Consider the following 18,679-nt stretch of genomic DNA (forward strand, 5'->3'; position numbering starts at 1 on the left):
CTAATCAATCCCCGACATGAGTCCGACAAGCGACAAGACCAGCGGCATCGGCAAACGCCGGAAGGCGGCAAAGGAAGAAAGCTCCGACGCTTACAAGCGGCGTCGCCGCGAGATCGCGGAGGCGGCCGTTCGCGTCTTTGACCGCTTGGGTCTGCAGGGCGCGAGCATCAGCGCTGTGGCTGCCGAACTCGGCATCGATCGCGCTTCGGTCTACTACTACATCTCGTCCAAGGAAGAGTTGTTCGACGAAGTGCTGAGGGCCGTTGCGGAACGGAACTCCCAGATCGCCACCGATATAGCGGGCAGCACGCTGCCAGCGCCTGACAAGCTGTGGAATCTGATCGTCGCGATCATGGAATCGTACGGCGAGCACTATCCCCTCCTGTTCATCTACATCCGCGAGAACCTCAGCCGTGTGTCCGGAGCCCGTTCGAAATGGTCCTCGGACATGCGCCAGGTGAACCGCATCATCGAGAATGCTTTCATCGAGATCATCGAAGAGGGCTATACTGACGGAACCTTGCGCGACGTCGGCCCCTCGCGCATCGTCGCCTACGGGATGTTGGGCGTCGTCGGCTGGACCCACCGCTGGTTCCGCCCTGAGACCTCACCCCAGACTGCCCGCGAAATCGGCGAAACCTATGCCAACATGATGGTCTCCGGGATGCGGGCCGAGCCTTAGGTTTGCGCGGCTCTGTCGGCCCAATCATAACCGCTCAGTGTTCCGGGGCACATGGTGCTGTCAGTTTAACCGCGCCAAGCCGAAAGCCGCCCTACCCCGCCTGAAGTCAGGCAACCGCGGTCGCCGCGTCGGCGCGGAAACGTCGCGGCCAAGACCAGACACAGAGCCAGCTAGCGAACGTCCGCTTTGGGTCGAAAGCGGAAGGTCGGGCCGGGGTGGCCAAGCAGCCAGTAAACCCTCGCCCCTGATCGCCGCTGGGTGCTCTCCCAGATTACGCGTTCGCTACCGTACTAACCCTAGAGATTTACGGGTATCGGGTTGCGCTTGGTCCTGCGTGCCATAAGGTGAAACCCTGAGGGATCGGGTAACAGCATTTGCAACAGTACGTCTTGGTAGTTTCCCGCTGGGCAGCCAGTCTCATTTTGGCGCTCAGCGTGCTCTTCTGCACGACTTTAAGTTCAGCGCAGACGCCATCTGTGCTTGAAGAGCTAACGCTTGTCACCCAGAGCGCAGACAGGGCGGCGTTCCTGCTACGCTTTTCCCCCGCCGAACCCCAACACGCGCCAACAAGTACTAACCTGCGGCGGCCAGAACTTCGGATGCGCGCGACTTTGAAAGCGCCGCGAGTGGTTTCGCCGCGCCTGCCGAACGGCCTTGTTCGACAGGCGAGCTTCGAAACGGCGAACGGCGACCTGCTCCTGCGATTTGACACGGCCGAGCCCTCCAGGGTTCGAACTGAACCGGCCGGCGAGGGACGGCTTCAAGTTACCATCACGCGGATAAGCGACGAGGAAGCGACCGGCACGCGCCCGCTTGGATCGACCGGTGAAGCCGTCGTGCCGGCGACGGACCTCCCAGCCTATGTGGCCAGCGGGAGCTTGGTTTCGGGCGAAGCCTCGGAACTGGTGCCCCTGCGTTATGCGGACGTCAGCGAGGTGATTGGCCTGCTTGTCGAGGGCCAGACAATCGAGCCGAACAACGTTTTCATCCGACGGGAGCCCGGCTTCGGGTCCATCGCCTCGACCACCCAGCAAGGCTTCAACAACAACGGAAATCAGGGAGAGCGGGAAGCCGTTCCTCTGGGCGAATCCTTCCCCGGCCAGGGATTGGCGATCGACCGCCGGCTTAACGCCATATGGATCACCGGGTCGCCGGAACGGATCGAACGGGTCAAGGCGCAGATCGAACTGATCGACATCCCGGTCGACTCCGTGATCTTGGAGACCCAGTTCGTCGAACTAACCGAGCAGGGGGTGCGCAACCTCGGCATCGACCTCAACAACCCCGCCGGGCAGATTGCCGTCGCCACCCTCCAGACCGGCGCAAACCTCCCCTTCGGGACGGATCCTGAGCTGGTTCTGGCCTCGGGTCAGCTTCAAGCGACCATTTATGCGCAGGTTCTCGCCGGCGAAGGACGCATCGTCTCGCGGCCGCGCATCGCGGCTCAGAGCGGGGCTACTGCGAAGATCATCACCGGCGACGCCCTACCGATCCTGACCTCGATCGCGCTTTCCGGAGTCAATGCCGTCTCACAACAGGTCCAGTATGTGAACGTCGGCGTCACCCTCCAGATCGCGCCGCGGGTCAGCTCCGACGGATTCGTGACCTCGCAAATCTACTGCGTGGTCTCGTCAGTGACAGGGTTCTCGCAGGGCTATCCGACCATCAGTCAGCGAGAGGCCGAAACGTCCGCCTCTGTACGGGACGGCGAGACCTTCGTGATTGGCGGCCTGACCCAGGAAAACACGCTCACCACCACCTCAAGCGTTCCGGTGCTCGGATCCGTCCCGATTCTCGGCAGCCTGTTCCGCGTCAACAGGTCCACGCGGTCGAAAACCGAGCTCTACATCATCATCACGCCTCGCATCGTCCGGCACCGCCGGTTCGATGCTCAATCCGAGCCGGCGCCCAGCTTCAGAGAGATTTCACCGACCTCGTAGTGCTGCTCCGTGCGTATCTGACTCATCACGAAGCGTACCCGCTTCGTGATGACTCTCGACTATTCAGGAATGGGTTGTGTAGTTGAGGGTTTTTACTCTTCACCGATGAAATTAGAGTCGACAGACGAGAACGTCCTTCCTAGCATCGACTTGATTGCACAGGCATTTGGCCGCGATCATTAACGCTGAGAGGGAGTTCAGGGGTGATTAAACTTACAGTACTCGGTATTGCTGGCGTCTCGCTGATGGCTTTGGCCTTGCCGGCCCAGGCGCAGGTGGCGGGAGACGCAATCCCCGGCAGCTACGTTTGCGTCTTCAATAAGGGATCGGTTTCCCGCGGGAACGCGCAGGCGGAAGCCAACAGAGCGGTTCAGGCCGGCGGCGGCCGGGTGAAACATGTCTACAGCGTCGCCCTGCAAGGGTTCTCGGCGGACCTGCCCCCGCAGGCCCTTGAGCGTGTCCGCGCCGCAAATCCGAACATCGCCTACTGCGAACAGGACCAGGTCTTCACCATTCCGCCGGTGCGCGCCGAAGCTAGACCCGGCGGCGGCGGCGGCGTCCAGCCGGCTCAGGAAACGCCTTGGGGTATCGCTCGGGTCAACGGCGGCGCCGCAGGGACTTTCGCCACCGCTTGGGTGATCGACACCGGGATCGACCTCGATCACCCGGATCTGCGTGTCGACGTGACGCGCAGCCGCAGCTTCCTGTCCAATGACGCCTCGCCCGATGATTTGAACGGCCACGGCAGCCATGTCGCCGGAACGATCGCGGCGCTCGACAACGCCATCGGTGTGATCGGTGTCGCGCCCGGCGCTTCTGTTGTCGCGGTGCGGGTCCTCGATCGTCGCGGCAGCGGCAGCACCTCGGGCGTGATTGCCGGGGTCGATTACGTGGCCCAGTACGGTCGTGCTGGCGATGTCGCCAACATGAGCCTCGGCGGCGGCGTCAGCCAGGCGCTGGACGATGCCGTGGTTTCTGCTTCCGCGGGCGGCGTGCGCTTTGCCCTTGCGGCCGGGAACGAGAGTGACAACGCCAACAACCACTCGCCTGCACGAGCCAATGGCCCGAATGTCTTCACGGTTTCCGCGTTCGCCGTAGGGGACCGGTGGGCGTCCTATTCGAACTTCGGCAATCCGCCCATCGACTACGCCGAACCGGGTTCCTCGATCAAATCGACGTGGAAGGACGGCGGCTACAACACCATCAGCGGAACCTCGATGGCGACGCCGCATCTCGCGGGCCTTCTGCTGGCGGGTGCGGTGCGCAATGGCGGCCCTGTTGCCGGGGACCCGGACGGAAATCCGGACCCGATCGGGGTTCGATAGTCGTTACACCTGAGTTCTGATCTAAAGGAGGGGCGGTCTCGCGACCGCCCCTTCGCGTTTGGTTGATCCCTGGAGAAGGTGAATGCCTCGCCAATGCATCATCCTCGCAATGACGGCGGGTGTGCGGCTAAGCCAACAGAGTCAGGCGCTGGAGGAAGGCTTGCCCGACGTTTGCTGTTACGAGCTTGCGAAACGAGAGCCGTCGTCTGTTCGCCAGTCTCGCGGACGCGAAATGTGCTTTCCAGGAGGAGGTCGAGGCGTCCCGTGCGGACCCGCGCGTAGGGCCCTATGTGCGCTGACAGTCCGTGTCAGGCGCGCTTGGAGTAAAGCCGATGTCCCGTCCCTTCATCACCCCACGAGCGGACGTCGAACCTCGACACTTTCCAACTGGAACGGCCGTGAGGTGGAGGCCTATGGCGGACCTTCGCCTGAACGGTAGTCAGAGCGGAGTTCGGGAATGACGCAGCTGAAGTCCGCAATGGGTCGGAAGCCGACTGCTGCTTGAGGGCGGGAAGCGGACATTCAGCTGTGGTAGAAGCGGCCCTTGCACATCGTCGTTCCCTTTGAGGGGGTCTGGATGATCACCTATCTTCTGCTGGGCCTCCTGGTCGTCTCAGCCATCCTCTGTGGGGGTGGAACCCTCCGGCTGGTTGAACCCGAGAAGCGATTTCCAAGCCCTATCTTCATGTTTGAACTGATAGGTAGATGGTGGTCTGTTCCGAGCGACGGGCGGACCCTTTCGTTTCCAGCGCGGTGGCCGGTTTCGTCATGTTTTTCGCAACGTGGATACCGCTGGTCTTCTTCCTCTGACGACCGACGGACTTGGAACGTCCACAACGGGTCGAGACCGGACTGTTGCCTAAGGGTGGTTAGCGGACATCGTTCTGCGATAGCGTGACCGCTATGAGCAGATTTGGCTTCTTCCCGGGAGAGGGCCCATGTGGGCCGGTCTCAGTGCCTCCCAGCTACGGATCGGCAACGGTGCACTTGGGTGATGCGGTCGAGACCGTCTTGTTCGGCCTCGCGGCCTGGAATACCGGCGACTACGTCGATCATTGGCAGCAGGGGGCGCCGAAGTGCCTACGGGAAAGACAACCGTTCCTGTTTTGCACTGACCTGACGAAACAGAATGCGTCAGTCTTTGCCGCATTCCCCGAGGCGAGACTATGTCTTCGAGGAATGGGTGATCCCACGCCGCACCTTCACGGTTATTGGGAGAGAGATTGTCCTCGTTAGCCAAAGCGACATGGTGCGCGCGGGCGGCGACACGTCTTCTTGGCCGGTGGATAGGGCAGCAATCGCGGACTTCGCTGACGCAGTCCGAAACGTCCGCTATGGGTCGGGAGCAGACGGTCGCATAAGGAGGGAAAGCGGACAAAACAACAAGGCAGACAGCTACTGCAAGACGTGAGGTCAATCTCCCGGCGGAGAGTGTTCTTGCTTAAAGCGACGTCTCAGCGGATCGCTGATCGCGGATGTGCATTATGCGCGTGATCCGGAAGGGTGCGGTGACGCCAGCTCCACCCTAAAAATTGCATTGAGGGACCGAATGGGCCGCGACGAAAACGGGACGGCGTCAGACAGTCCTGAAGATGTCACACCGAGCGGTGGCATGCTGGGGCCGCACACGGTCGGCAAGCATAGCGGCTTCTTGGCCTTGGCTATCGGATCCATCGGGGTCGTCTTCGGGGACATCGGGACCAGCCCTCTCTACGCGATGCGAGAAGCGCTCCATCGGTCCGATACCGGTGGCGGGCTCGAGCTGTCCGTTCTCGGTGTCGTGTCCCTGATCTTCTGGGCGCTGATCCTCGTGGTCACCGTGAAATATGTGTTCTTCATGATGCGCGCCGACAACAAGGGCGAAGGTGGCACCTTGGCGCTCATGGCCCTCGCACAACGCGCCATGGTCAAACACTCAAGGATCGTGTTCCTCCTCGGAGCGTGCGGCGCGGCCTTGTTCTACGGCGATGGGATCGTCACCCCGGCTTCGTCTGTCATGGGAGCCTTGGAGGGCCTCAAGGAAGCGCCTGGAATCGGCCCCCAGCTTGCAAAGTTCGCGTTGCCAAGCGCCATCGTCATCCTGATCGCGCTCTTCATGGTTCAGTCTCGCGGGACCGCCGCCATGGGCCGGTTCTTCGGCCCGGTGACCATTCTCTGGTTCTTGGTCATCGCCACGCTCGGCCTGATCAACATCGGCAGTGACCTGTCGATCTTCCGGGCGCTTTCCCCGCACTATGGCGTGTGGTTCCTCTTCAACAGCGGAGCCATCGGCTTCATCATTCTCGGAAGCGTCTTCCTCGCCGTGACGGGCGCTGAAGCGCTCTATGCGGACATGGGCCACTTCGGACGGGGACCGATACGCGCGGCATGGTTCGTCCTGGTCTTCCCCTGCCTCATGCTGAACTACTTGGGTCAGGGCGCCCTCGTGCTGTCCGATCCGACAGCTGCGCAAAACCCCTTCTTCCGAATGATCCCCGAACTCGCGTACTGGCCCGTGGTGGCGCTCGCCATCGCCGCAGCCATCATCGCGAGCCAGGCTGTCATCAGCGGAGCTTTCTCCCTTACCCAGCAGGCTGTGCAACTGGGCCTGCTGCCCCGGCTTCGCATCCTGCGAACCTCGGAGACCCAAGCGGGTCAAATCTATGTGCCCGCCGTCAACGCGGCTCTGGCGATCGGCGTCGTCATTCTGCTTGTCGCGCTGCGCACATCGACCAACCTTAACGCCGCCTACGGGATCGCAGTCACCGGAGCCATGCTGGTCGATACCCTGCTATTCTTCGTCATCATCCGCTTCCGCTGGAAGCGGCCCCTCTGGCAGGCGATCGCCGCGGTGTCTCTATTCGCGCTCCTCGATATCGTCTTCCTGACCTCGAACCTGCTGAAAATCCCGAATGGCGCTTGGATCCCGCTGGTTCTCGGAGCGGCCGTAGTTCTGATCATGGAGACCTGGTCGCGCGGGGTGGCGCTCCTTAGCCAGCACTCGGCGAAGACCGCTGTCCCCCTGACCGACACAATGGCCGCCTTGAGCCGAAGGCCCTGCAATCGCACCAAGGGCACAGCGATCTTCCTGACATCCGACCCGGACAAGACGCCAGCGGCGCTTCTGCACAATCTCAAGCACAATGGCGTGCTGCATGAGCGGAACGTCATCCTCAACGTGCACGTCGCGGAGGTTCCGCGGGTGGCGGAGAGCGACAGGATCAAGGTCGAGACGCTCAGCAAGGACTTCGAGCGGCTGACGGTGAACTACGGCTTCATGGAACAACCCCACATCCCGCGCGCGTTGGCGTTGGCGCGTCGGAAGGGATTGAAGTTCGACATCATGACGACGTCGTTCTTCCTGAGCCGGCGGACCGCCGTCCCGTCGAAAAACTTCGGTATGCCGCTATGGCAAGACCACCTGTTCGTCACGATGCTTCGCAATGCTGGCAACCCGACCGAGTTCTTCCAACTCCCGCCTGCGCGCGTGATCGAGATGGGCGCACAGGTGAAGATTTGAGTCACCCGGATGACATGACGCTCCGGTTCGGGCACCGGCCTAAGCAGCTAGCTTGCGGGGTTGAGATCGTGCGGACTCAACCGCCGACCTGAAGGTGTACTCTAACAAACACTTCTGATCGGGCAGGCTCTCGTGGAGGGGCGCGTTCTTATCGATTTAAGGGTCTGTCGATTGGCTGGCGCTGAGCGCAGCCAGCTGCCCATCAGCCTTCAAGAGGAAGATCTGACCGCAGCATCGCGTGTCGTCAAGCTCCTTCGCCTGATCCTACGACAGCCATGAGCCGATCAGCATGAGCGTTGTTGCCGCCTATCTCTACCAGAGCGGTATTCGGGTTCGCCCGGTCGCGATTGATGAGCGGATCGACTGTCCGGAGGACAAGTCGCAGTTCGTCTGGATCGGCCTCGTTGATCCGACGCTGGACGAACTGAAAACGCTAGAGCAGAATTACAGCCTTCACCCTTTGGCAGTCGCGGACGCTGCCAAAGGCGATCAACTGCCGAAGCTTGATGTGTTCGGCAATCAGCTATTTGTCGTCGCCAAAACGGCTTGGCTAGAGGAAGGTAACATCCGCTACGGCGAGACCGCGATCTTCCTCGGCCACAGCCATATCATCTCGGTTCGGCGCGCGTCTGGGCGCGGCCACGCAGCGCTTCGGGAACAGCTGGAAGCATCGTCAATACTACTCGGCCATGGGGTCGACTACGTTCTTCATGCGATCCTCGACTTCATCGTTGATGGTTACCTGCCGCTCGGCGAGACGCTTGAGGATGAAGTCCTGGAGGTGTGAAAATGAGATCCATCGACAACCGGCGTGTGATCCTTTCGTCGATGATTGTGGCGTCTGCCGGGTCATTGTGGGCGAACGGGCTCTTCACGATCACAGACCGGGCTTGGGTGATCATGGGCACGCCGCCTGAGGTGCATCCAGAGTGGCTCTACCTGCTTGCAGGCTTACCCCTCGCCCTTACCGCCCTGACGGGTTTCTCCTGTTCTCTTTGGGCCCGGTTTGTCGGTCGTCCGGGACGGGGACTAGAGCTTGTTGTTCTGGCTTTGAGTACAACCGCCCTCGCCGCGTCCATCCAGTTGCTCTGCGTTCCGTTCCTAGAAAAGGGTCAACAACCAGCACGAACGGTTCCCCAGATCATCGCCAATGTGATCTTCCTAGGTCCCGGCCTCCTCTTGCTGATCCAGATCGTTCTCGGGCTATGGTTAGTCTTGCAGGCTGCGAAGATGGCGCCCAGACGCTCTCCGGCAAATGTCCGCTAAGGGTCGAAAGCCGACCTCCCCTGCCTTTGGAATGGCTCTTGGGGGCGTGAGAAGGTGGAGACAAGTTCGCGGATGACTGCGCCCACCGCCACGCCTACCCGATGCCGGTCGAAGGCCCCTTGACGGGAGGCGACGCGGTTGCGGTCGAGAGCTCGACCAGGAGCGCCAGCAACCGCTCCATATCCGCCTCCGGGATTTCGTGGTCGTACCGGATGTGTTGATCCACGATGAGCGCGGCCCGGCTGATGTCCGGAAATCCGAATGAGCCCGCCGCGCCGGCGAGGCGGTGCACGATCGCGCACAACCCGTCCATATCGGACCGCTCGCGAAGGCGCCGGATGTCGCGAACGTCATCCCGGCAACGCTCCACGAAGAGCGACCTTAGCGTGGCGATGGGGTCCGTCACGGGGGACTGTCCCCCAACATCCCCCTGACGCGCTCCGCCAGCGTCAAGGGGTCGAATGGCTTGATGATGACGCCGATGCTGCCGAGGGCGACGAGGCGGTTCAGTTCGTGGTCCTGGGTTTGCGCGGTCATGAAGATCACGGGCGTCTCACCGTGATCGGCCAGCGTCCGGATCTGCGCCAGGACGCCGGGCCCGTCGAGTTCTGGCATCATGACATCCAGCAGGATCACGTCCGGCCTTGTCCCGGACTCCAGAACCGAGATCGCCTCGGCTCCAGAGGCGGCCGAGCGCACGGTTCCGTGGCCGCCAAGGGAGAAGGCCAGTTCGGTGAGGGCGCGGATGCCCTCGTCGTCATCGACGTGGAGGATCAGCATGGCGTGGCTCCTTCCGCCGGATCGGGCTGCAGGGGGAATTCGAACCAGAACTCCGACCCTTGTCCGGGCCTGCTGTGGACGCCGATCGCACCGCCCATCATCTCGACCAGCTGGCGCGATATGGCGAGACCCAGACCGGTCCCGCCGAACCGGCGCGTGGTCGATTCGTCAGCCTGGACGAACCGTTCAAAGAGCGTGGCCGCCACCTCCGGCGCGATCCCGATTCCGGTATCGGTCACAGCCACCCGGACCCTGGGTCGACCGTTCGGTCCGGTGTTCGATCGCACGGAGACGCTCACCCCGCCGTGTTCCGTGAATTTGATGGCGTTGCTCATCAGGTTCAGCAGGACCTGCCGTAACCGGACGGAGTCGCCGACGAGGACGGCGGGCACATCCTCGCCCACGTCCTCGGCGTACGAGAGTCCCTTGTCCTCGATCTGACCGAGTACGATCTCGGCGGTCTCGCGGATGAGGGCGCGTATCTCGAACGGCTGGGCTGCGAGCACCATGGCTCCGGCCTCAAGCTTGGAATAGTCCAGCACGTCGTTGATGACGTTGAGCAGGGCCTCTCCCGATACGCTGATCCGGTCGGCGCACTGCCGCTCGACCGCGCCCAGACCCTCACGCGCCTGGAGCAGTTTCGAGAAGCCGATGATGCTGGTCAGGGGGGTCCGGACCTCGTGGCTGATATTGGCCAGGAAGCGGGTCTTGGCCTCCGACGCCGCCTCGGCCTTGTCACGCGCGTCGCGAAGCTCTTCCTCGAGCGTGTGACGCTCGGATACGTCGCGGATCACGGCGATCACCTCGGCCGGCCGGCCCTCGCTGTCGAGCACCGCCTGGAAGGTGGTTTCCACCCAGACCACGTGACCGTCGCGGTGCAGGGCGCGAAGCTGGAGAATGGACCGGCGCTCGCCGCCGGCAATCCGGGCGAACGCATTGAGCAGCCCGGACCGGTCGTCGGGATGCAGGAAAGCCTGGGCGGACCGCCCCTCCATCTCCTCGGGGGTGTAGCCCAACAACCCCCGGATGGCGGGCGAGATGTAGCGGCTCGACCCGTCCAGCTGCAATCGGGTGACGACATCGCCCATATGGTCCGCCAGCAGACGGAATTGCGCCTCGCTGCGGCGGACCCGTTCCTGCGCCCTGTGGCGGTCGGTCACGTCCTGCACCACGCCGAACAGGGCCTCGACCCGCCCTCCCTCGTCCAACTGGCGTCGCGCGCTGACCACCACTTGGCGCAGCTTGCCGTCCGGCCGGGTGATGGACGTCTGGAACTCGCCGGTCGCGTCCTGGTCCATCGCCCGATCCAGGAAGTCATCCAGCCGCGCCCTCTGGTCGGCGCCGTAGGCGGAACGGACGACGTCCATGGCGACCGGCGTGCCGGGCTTCCGGGGAGGCAGGCCGAAGATCCGGTAGACTTCCGCCGACCAGGTCGTCTCGCCCGCCGCCGTCCGGCGCCAGTGACCGACATGGGAGACCGTCTCGGCCAGTTCGAGCAGCCGCCGCTTCTCCTCGGCCTCCAGCCGCTCGGTGCTCAACTCGAGTTGTTCGGTGATCAGGTCGCCCAGTTCGCGCAGCAAGGCGCGCTCCGCCTCCGAGAATCGCCGCGGTTCGGTATCCACGATGCAGAGCGTGCCCAGGTTGTGGCCGGACGCGGTGGTCAGCAGGGCGCCGGCGTAGAACCGCACATGATCAGTCCCGGTAACGTGCGGATTGCGGGCGAAGAGCGGGTCTTTCGTCGCATCCTCGACGACCATCACGCTGCCGCCGGGCAACAGGAGGGCGCTGCTGCAGAAGGCGTCGCCGCGTGGAGTCTCGCAGGCATTGAACCCGTGCCGCGACTTGAACCATTGCCGCTCGGCGTCGATCAGCGAAATCAGCGCCGTCGGCGCGTTGAACAGGGTCGCGGCCAGGCGGGTGAGCCGGTCGAACCGTGGTTCGGGCGGCGTATCGAGCACCCTCAACGCGCGGAGGGCCTCAAGACGCGCCTGTTCGTTTTCGGGCAGGACGGTTTCGGCGATCGATGGCACGGGATCCTCGCTCACGGGACGCTCGCTCCCTGCCTCGCCGCAGGCGCGCCGAAGCCCTTCCGGGTCATGGCACCCCAGGACTGGCTGCGCCGGAGGTACTGCCACACTCCGCGCAGTCGCCAGAAATTGTTGAGCTGCCGGTAGCCGAAGTTTTCAAGGATCGCGACCAGGGTCAGTTGCATCAGATCGCGGGCCCGCGGGAAGCGACGCAGGCTGGATTCCTCCAGCGCCAGCGACCCGACCGAGATGACCACGCCAAAGATGAAGGTGACGGCGATAAAGGCCAGCAGATATTCGCTCGAAAGCAGGCCGGTCAGCCAGAACAGCGGGATCAGGAAATATCCCAGCAATTCCACGATGGGACCCAGGACATCGACGAGGAAGATGTAGCCGAAACCGACGACTCCCACCCGCCCGTACTTCCGCCGGAAGATCATGTCCCAATGGCGCTCGAAAGTCTCGAGCGAGCCCCGGTGCCAGCGGGCGCGCTGGCGACCGAGGACCCGGAGCGTCTCGGGCGCCTCGGTCCAGCATACGGGCTCGGGCACGAAGGCGACCCGATAGGGCAGGCCCTTGTCACGCATCAGCCGGTGAAGTTTGACCACCAGCTCCATGTCCTCGCCGACCGTGCCGCGCGTGTAGCCGCCGGCCTCGATCACGCGGTTGCGGCGGAACAGGCCGAAGGCGCCCGAAATGATGGTCAGGGTGTTGATCCGGCTCCAGGCCAGGCGGGCCATCAGGAAGGCGCGCAGATATTCCACGGTCTGCAGCTGGGCCAGGAGGTTTCGCGGGGGCCGGATCTCCAGCACGCGGCCGTGCTCGATGCGGCAGCCGTTGGCGATACGGACGGTGCCGCCAACGGCCACCGTCCGTTCGGGGTCCTCGACGAAGGGCCTGACCGCCCGCAGCAGCGCGTCCGGCTCCAGCAGCGAGTCGGCGTCCATCGAGCAGAAGATCGGCGCGCGTGAGACGTTGATGCCCGCGTTCAGGGCATCGGCCTTTCCGCCGTTTTCCTTGTCCACGATGATCAGCCGTGGCTGGTGTTCCCCGCCGTAGACGCCGCGGACCGGCTTGTGGTCGATCGACAGGTCATAGTGCCGTTCGATGGGCCGCAGACCGAAGCTGTCGATCAGGACCTGTAGGGTGCCGTCGCTGGATCCGTCATTGATGACGATCACCTCGAAACTCGGATAATGCAGCGACAGCAGCGAATGGACGCTTTCGGCGATGGTCATGGCCTCGTTGTAGGCGGGGGCCAGCAGGGCGATCGGCGGAGAGGCGTCCGCATAGCGTCGCCACAGCAGCCCGCCGGAGGGCGTCGGCGGAGTCTGGATCAGCGCCGCCGCCGCCAGGGCCAGCTGAACGAGATAGACGAGGTTCTGAAGCAGGCCGGTCACGACGACAAAGGCTGCAATCGACTGCGCGAAGACCGTCAGTCCATGGATGACCGGGTCGCTCATGCGGCTTCCTTCGCAAGACCGCGTTCCGCAAGCGCCAGGGACGCGGCCCGGCGAGGAAGATCGCCCTGCCCCGCAGCCGCCGCCTGCAGGCCTTGCACGCCGATCGGGCCGAGGACTGACAAGGCTCCCCCGGCGCGGAAGCGGACCCACCAGACGGGATCGGACAGTTGGGCGATGAGCAGAGGCACGGCCGCCTGCAGACCTATCCGGCCCGCTGCCTCGCAGGCGGCCGACCGAACCATCCAGACGGGGTCCTCGAGGGCCGCGAGAATATGCGCCTCGGCGACCGGGTGGCCCATGGCGGCGAGCCCCCGCACGGAGGCGATTCTCAGTTCGATATCGGGCGCGCGGGTCGCGATGCAAAGCGGCTTCAGGGCGCGAAAGTCCCCGCTGGCGCCGAGCGCCTCGGCGAGGATGACGCGCGCCCGCGCCGGAGTTTCCGGATCGCCGAAGGCGCGCAGGGCCGCCCTCGTGTCGCCGTTCACGAGCCGGCCCATCAGGGGAAGGTACAGCAGGGACTCCGAGCCACGACTGCGATGGATGTCCCGCAGCACCTGCGCGAGCGGCGGCGCGGCGTCGAGTTCAATCAGCGACCGCATGAGCGCCACCCGCAAATTCCCGTTGCGCGCCTGATCGAGGGCCTCGCGGAGGGCGTTCACCGTTTCCGGGCCCGGGAATATCGACAGGGCTTCCGCAGCCACCATACGGCCCGCGAGCCGGCCCCTGAACAGGCGCCGGCGCCATCGATCGTCCATATTGATCGAGCGCAGGGCGGTTATCAGCCGGTCCCGCTCGACGCCCCGCACCATGGCCAGCAGTTCGAGAAGGACCTCCCCCATCAGCCGCGCACGATGATCGATGCCGCGCAACCGCCCCAGGGCGTCTCCCGAGCCATTCATCACGTCGAGAAAGGCGTCGCAGGCTCGATCCCGGTCGCGGCCCCGCCGGGCGTCCCTTTGCTCCCGGAACAGCCGGCCAATGACCAGGGCGGATATCCAGGCGAGCGCCCCTGCGGCAAGGGTGATCGACGTCCACCACAGGAGCAGCAGGCCGCTCATCAGAACCGCAGGCCGAGCCCGACGGAGCCTTCCTGGCGGTCATAGGCGCCACGATCCTCCGAGACCGCGCCGAGACGCAGCACGAGCCGATCCGTCAGGCTGACATCGGCGCCGACGTTCCACGCGGTCACGTCGACGGTGAAACCTTCCGAGCTTTCGGGCGCGGCGGCATAGCCCAGCCTCAGGCCGAGCCGGTTCACGATCTGCCAGCGCGACTGGATCGAATAGCCCTGCCGATCGTCGCCGGTCTCGTCGCGGACGATGATCCAGCGGGCCGCGAGCTGCAGCCGATCGGGCACGACCTCGATGATCGCGCCGGGTTGGAGCGTGGTCACGCGTCCGGCCGCATAGCGGGCCGCCGAGCCGTCCAGCGTCGCCGACAACCGGTCCGTCAGGCGTATCTCTCCGCCGAGGCCGAGAGACGACTCCGGCCGATAGTCGGCATCCGGCGCGCCGCCCAGGGAGGCGTAGACGCCGCCCCGCCGGAGCCGGTGATCCAGACGGGCCTCGACATAGGTGTCGTGATGGTCGAACCGTTCGGTCGCCTCGACCGCCAGTGCGCCGTTCCAGCGGTCGCCCAGGGATCTCGACACAGCGATCCGGGCCTCGGACCAGTCCGGGAGGCCGCCCGACAACGCGCTGCGGGAGGTGTGGATATCCAGCCCCCATCGAGGCTCCGTCGCGAGCGAGCGGGCCAGGGCCGCCGCCTCCGCATCAGCGGGAGCAAGCCGTGAGGCTTCGGCCGACTCGCGGCGCGCGGTGGCCGGATCGCCGCGCCGTTGAGCAACGCGCGCGAGGCCCGCATGAGCGTCCGCATAGTCCGGCGACCGGGCGATGACCGCGGCGAACGCCGCCTCGGCCTGGTCGAGCCTGCCAAGCGCCAGCAAGGCCAGACCAAGGTTGAGCCGGGCGTCGACATTGTCGGGACGGGCCGCCAGAACGACCTCCAGTTTCGCGACCGCGTCGGCGGGTCGACCCGCCCGGCGGTCCGCCACGGCCGCCTCATAGAGCGCCTGCGGATCGGCCTGTACGATGGCGGGGGTTTCAGGCGCGATCGCGATCATTGCGGTCCCCCCGCGCGCGGGAGGAAGCCACAAGCAACAGACGCCGCACGCGTTCGCTCAATTCGTCGGGGATAAAGGGCTTCACCAGATAATCGGCGGCCCCGAGTTGCAGGGCCCCGACGATGTCCTTTTCACGCTTCAGCGCCGTGAGCATGATGACGGGGGCATTGGACAGGTGACCGCCCTTCAGCCGACGCAGCACTTCGAAGCCGTCCATGACCGGCATCAGCGCGTCGAGAACGATCAGGTCGGGGTTCTGCTCCTGGATCGCCGCGAGGGCCTGCGCGCCGTCCTCGGCGACCAGGACATGGTGGCCGTCAGCCGACAGCTTGTGGACCAGCAATGATCTCAGCAAGGGATCGTCGTCGGCGATCAGGACGCGACTCGCATTCATGGGACGTCGGAACTCCAACCGCTACGCCCCCCCTTAGCAGGGTGGCCCCGCGGAGTGAATCAAACGCTACCGACCATGAGTTTATAGGGGTCGCGCACGATGGGGCGACATCGGTGAGTCTAAACGACGCCGCCCCCGGTTGGTTCATATTGAACCGTGTCGCGGGCGACAGGCCGACACCGGCCGGCCGCTCACGAAAAAGGCGCGCCGCGAAACGGCGCGCCTCGTTCGGCCGAGAGGGTTGCGAGCTTATTGCGTTGTGGACCGGACCTCGACCGGCAGGCCCAGCGTATCCAGCTGGGGTTTCACGACGGCGGCGTCGCCCACCACGACCCAGACGAAGCCTTCCGGACGGATCGCGCCGCGCGCGGCCGCGTCGAGATCGGCCGCGGACAGCGCGCGGGTGCGGCTGGCGATGGTGTCGTAATAGTCGTCCGGACGGCCGTACAGGGCGTTGCTGCGAAGCGCCCCCAGCAGCTGGGCCGAGGTTTCGAACCCACCGGCCAGGGACCGGGTGTTGCCGTTGATCGTCCGTTCCAGCTCGGGCGGGGTGACGCCGTCCGTCGTCAGGAAGGCATTGTACTGCTGCATCAGGGCGGTGATGGATTCCCCCGTACGGTTGGCCTGGACCGGCGCCGAGATGAGATAGGGCACCTGATGCTGCATCTGGTTGATGGTCCCGCGGACGCCATAGGACCAGCCCTTGGTTTCGCGCAGGTCGGCGTTGATGCGCGACAGGAAGTCCGTGCCCAGAATGGAGTTGGCGGTGTTCAGCGCCAGCAGGTCGTCCGTGCCCGACAGCGGGAGAACGACGCCGCCGTAGATCAGCGACTGCGGCGATTGCGGCCGGTCGATCAGGACGATGCGGCTGGTCCCGGCGGTCGCGGCCGGGCCGAAGGTCTTTGAGCCGCGCGGGACAGCGGGAGCGCTCCAGTTACCGAACGCCGCCTCCAGCTCAGGCGTGACCTGGTCCAGAGGCAGGTCCGACACAACGAAGATGGTGGCGTTGTCGGGCCGCACCCATGTCTGATGTTCCGAGACGATGTCGGCGCGGGCGAGCGCCGCGATGCTTATCTCGTCGCCGGTGCCGGTGAAAGGACGGCCGTACGGACTCTCCTCCCCGTAGAGCAACGGCGGCAGGGCGCGGATGGCCAAGGCGTTGGGATTGGTCCGCTCGCTGGCGATCGACGAGAGGCGCTGGTTACGCAGGCGCTCCACCTCGCCCGGGGCGAAGGCCGGGTTGCGGACCACATCCGCCAGCAGGGCCAGAGACGGGCGCAGATTGGTCGTCACGGCCGTCAGGTTGGCGGCCGAACGGTCCATCGAGGCGCCGACATTGATCGAGGCGCCGAGGCGTTCCTCTTCCTGGGCCAGTTGGGTCGAGCTGCGGGTCGTCGTCCCGTCATCCATCAGGTCCAGCATCAGGCTGTGGGCGCCCAGCCGGTCGGCGCGGTCCGCGGCATAGCCCGCGTCGAACTCGACGGCCACGCGCGTCACCGGCACGGTGGCGCTGCGGGCGTAGACGACCGGGACGCCATTGGACAACCGGGTGCGCTCGATGGCGGGGAAGGACAGGTCCGACACGGCTCCGATCACAGGCATCGGATCGCGGGCGATCCGTTCAATCGCCGCCGCCGCCACGGGCGCCGCGCCCGAGGGCGAGGCGGCGGCCTCGGCATAGGCCTCGCGCTCGCCCGGCTCGATGGTCAGGCTGTAGACCGGCCGTGACAGCCACTTCCGCAGTGCGGCCTGAACCTGGGCCGGGGTGACCGACGCATAGGCTTCGAGCTGATGCTTGTAGTGGTCGGGATCGCCCGCATAGAGCTGGCCCTCGGCGAGAACCGAGGCCTTGCCGTTGACCTGTTCGAGGCTCTGGATCTGACGCGAGGCATAGCTGGTGGCGACGCGGGCGACTTCCTCGTCCGTGGGGCCGTTGGCGATCAGGTCCGCCAGAATGGCGTCGAGCCGGGCGTTGACGGCCGCGGGGTCCTGTCCCGGCTTCACGTCCACCGAGATGTCGAAGATGCCGAGGCGGTGGAAGTCCGACACGGAGGCGCTGGCCGACACCGCCGACTGGTCCCCGCGCACCAGTTCATTGTCCAGCCGCGAACTCGCCAGGCCGCCCAGTACGGAGGCCCCGACAGACAGCGGGATGGTGTCCTCGTCCAGCAGGCCGGCCACGGCCCAGCTGCGGGTCAGGCGGACGTTGGCGACGCGGTCGCGCATCACGGCGCTGACCGGCGCGGCCAGGGTCGGGATGGCGGCCTCGGCCGGCGTGTTCACCGGGCCGCGGGGGATGGCGCCGAAATATTTCTCCACCAGGGTGCGAGCCGTCGGCTCGTCGATGTCGCCGGACAGGACCAGCACCGCGTTGTTGGGACCGTAATTCTCGCGGAACCAGCCGCGCACCGTTTCGAGGCTGGCGGCGTCCAGGTCTGCCATCGAACCGATGGTGGAGTGCCGGTACGGGTGACCCTCGGGGAAGAGCGCTTCCAGCTGGGCGTATTCGAACAGGCCATAGGGCTGGTTGTCGCCCTGGCGCTTTTCGTTCTGGACCACGCCGCGCTGCAGATCGAGCACCTCCTGGCCGACCTGGCCGAGCAGATAGCCCATGCGGTCGCTTTCCAGGAACAGCGTCTGCTCCAGCGCCGGCGTGGGGACGGTCTCGAAATAGTTGGTCCGGTCGAACCAGGTCGTGCCGTTCAGGCTGGTGGCGCCGGCGCCGCGCATCGCCTGCAGGTGGCTGTTCGGCGAATTCTCAGACCCGCCGAACATCAGATGTTCGAACAGGTGGGCGAAGCCGGTCGAACCGGCCGGCTCGTCCTTGGATCCGACATTGTACCAGATGGACACCGCGACGACGGGGGCCTTGCGGTCGGTGTGGACGATGACGGTCAGGCCGTTGTCCAGGGTGAAGCGCGACCAGGGGATGTTGACCCGGGACACCAGGTCCGCGACCGGCGCCGCCGGCAATTCAGGCGCCTGGGCGCCTTCGGCGGTCACGGGAGTCTGGGCGGCGGCGACCCCGGCGAGGGTCAGCGGCGGTGCGACGACCGCGAGAAGGGCCGCAAGGGAGACAAGACGAGCGCGCATGGACGACTTTCGATGATTGAGGCCGAGGACGGGAGCGGCATAGGGCATGGCCCTGCGGCCTTCGTCAAACGCGGATGATGGCTTCCAC

At 65.1% G+C, this 18,679-nt stretch carries 14 protein-coding genes; 6 read left to right on the top strand and 8 right to left on the bottom strand.

Annotated elements, in window-relative coordinates; translation table 11 throughout:
• The first annotated feature begins 16 nt into the window (after nt 1-16).
• The 6 genes from ASD25_RS02965 to ASD25_RS02990 all read left to right on the top strand — a co-directional run bounded on the left by ASD25_RS02965 (nt 17) and on the right by ASD25_RS02990 (nt 8,712).
• Complete coding sequence (locus tag ASD25_RS02965) at nt 17-682, top strand: TetR/AcrR family transcriptional regulator (protein ID WP_055829452.1); 666 nt, start codon at nt 17-19, stop codon at nt 680-682.
• A 599-nt stretch (nt 683-1,281) separates the two neighbouring features.
• Nucleotides 1,282-2,622 (top strand): type II secretion system protein GspD, encoded by a 1,341-nt coding sequence (locus ASD25_RS02970; protein WP_082560058.1) that lies wholly within the window; start codon nt 1,282-1,284, stop codon nt 2,620-2,622.
• A 245-nt stretch (nt 2,623-2,867) separates the two neighbouring features.
• Nucleotides 2,868-3,947 carry a S8 family serine peptidase gene (locus tag ASD25_RS02975; protein WP_055829445.1) on the top strand — a complete coding sequence of 360 codons (1,080 nt, stop codon included), beginning with the start codon at nt 2,868-2,870 and terminating at the stop codon, nt 3,945-3,947.
• Between the two features lie 1,549 nt (nt 3,948-5,496).
• On the top strand, nt 5,497-7,446 hold the full coding sequence (locus tag ASD25_RS02980) for a potassium transporter Kup (RefSeq protein ID WP_055829442.1): 1,950 nt from the start codon (nt 5,497-5,499) through the stop codon (nt 7,444-7,446).
• Nucleotides 7,447-7,735: 289 nt separating this feature from the next.
• Nucleotides 7,736-8,233 carry a CorA family divalent cation transporter gene (locus ASD25_RS02985; protein WP_055829439.1) on the top strand — a complete coding sequence of 166 codons (498 nt, stop codon included), beginning with the start codon at nt 7,736-7,738 and terminating at the stop codon, nt 8,231-8,233.
• A gap of 2 nt (nt 8,234-8,235) precedes the next feature.
• A complete protein-coding gene (locus tag ASD25_RS02990; protein ID WP_055829438.1) occupies nt 8,236-8,712 on the top strand; it encodes a hypothetical protein in 477 nt (158 codons plus the stop codon).
• 94 nt (nt 8,713-8,806) lie between these two features.
• Here the strand turns inward: ASD25_RS02990 and ASD25_RS02995 are convergent, their stop codons facing one another.
• The 8 genes from ASD25_RS02995 to ASD25_RS03030 all read right to left on the bottom strand — a co-directional run bounded on the left by ASD25_RS02995 (nt 8,807) and on the right by ASD25_RS03030 (nt 18,591).
• Nucleotides 8,807-9,118, bottom strand: a complete 312-nt coding sequence (locus ASD25_RS02995; RefSeq protein WP_055829435.1) for an Hpt domain-containing protein — start codon at nt 9,116-9,118, stop codon at nt 8,807-8,809.
• Nucleotides 9,115-9,492: a response regulator gene (locus ASD25_RS03000; protein ID WP_055829431.1), complete on the bottom strand. Its 378-nt coding sequence runs from the start codon at nt 9,490-9,492 to the stop codon at nt 9,115-9,117. Before ASD25_RS03000 ends, ASD25_RS02995 begins: the two co-directional genes overlap by 4 nt.
• Complete coding sequence (locus ASD25_RS03005) at nt 9,486-11,537, bottom strand: ATP-binding protein (protein WP_055829428.1); 2,052 nt, start codon at nt 11,535-11,537, stop codon at nt 9,486-9,488. The genes ASD25_RS03000 and ASD25_RS03005 overlap by 7 nt, the downstream gene beginning before the upstream one ends.
• Nucleotides 11,534-12,982, bottom strand: a complete 1,449-nt coding sequence (locus tag ASD25_RS03010) for a glycosyltransferase family 2 protein (RefSeq protein ID WP_055829425.1) — start codon at nt 12,980-12,982, stop codon at nt 11,534-11,536. The genes ASD25_RS03005 and ASD25_RS03010 overlap by 4 nt, the downstream gene beginning before the upstream one ends.
• Nucleotides 12,979-14,040, bottom strand: coding sequence for a HEAT repeat domain-containing protein (locus tag ASD25_RS03015; RefSeq protein WP_055829421.1), 1,062 nt, complete (start codon nt 14,038-14,040; stop codon nt 12,979-12,981). The genes ASD25_RS03010 and ASD25_RS03015 overlap by 4 nt, the downstream gene beginning before the upstream one ends.
• On the bottom strand, nt 14,040-15,104 hold the full coding sequence (locus ASD25_RS03020) for a YaiO family outer membrane beta-barrel protein (protein ID WP_055829418.1): 1,065 nt from the start codon (nt 15,102-15,104) through the stop codon (nt 14,040-14,042). Before ASD25_RS03020 ends, ASD25_RS03015 begins: the two co-directional genes overlap by 1 nt.
• Nucleotides 15,085-15,498 (bottom strand): response regulator transcription factor, encoded by a 414-nt coding sequence (locus tag ASD25_RS03025; protein ID WP_055829414.1) that lies wholly within the window; start codon nt 15,496-15,498, stop codon nt 15,085-15,087. The genes ASD25_RS03020 and ASD25_RS03025 overlap by 20 nt, the downstream gene beginning before the upstream one ends.
• 249 nt (nt 15,499-15,747) lie before the next feature.
• Complete coding sequence (locus ASD25_RS03030; RefSeq protein ID WP_055829411.1) at nt 15,748-18,591, bottom strand: pitrilysin family protein; 2,844 nt, start codon at nt 18,589-18,591, stop codon at nt 15,748-15,750.
• Nucleotides 18,592-18,679: the final 88 nt, after the last annotated feature.

The organism is Brevundimonas sp. Root1423 (assembly GCF_001426805.1).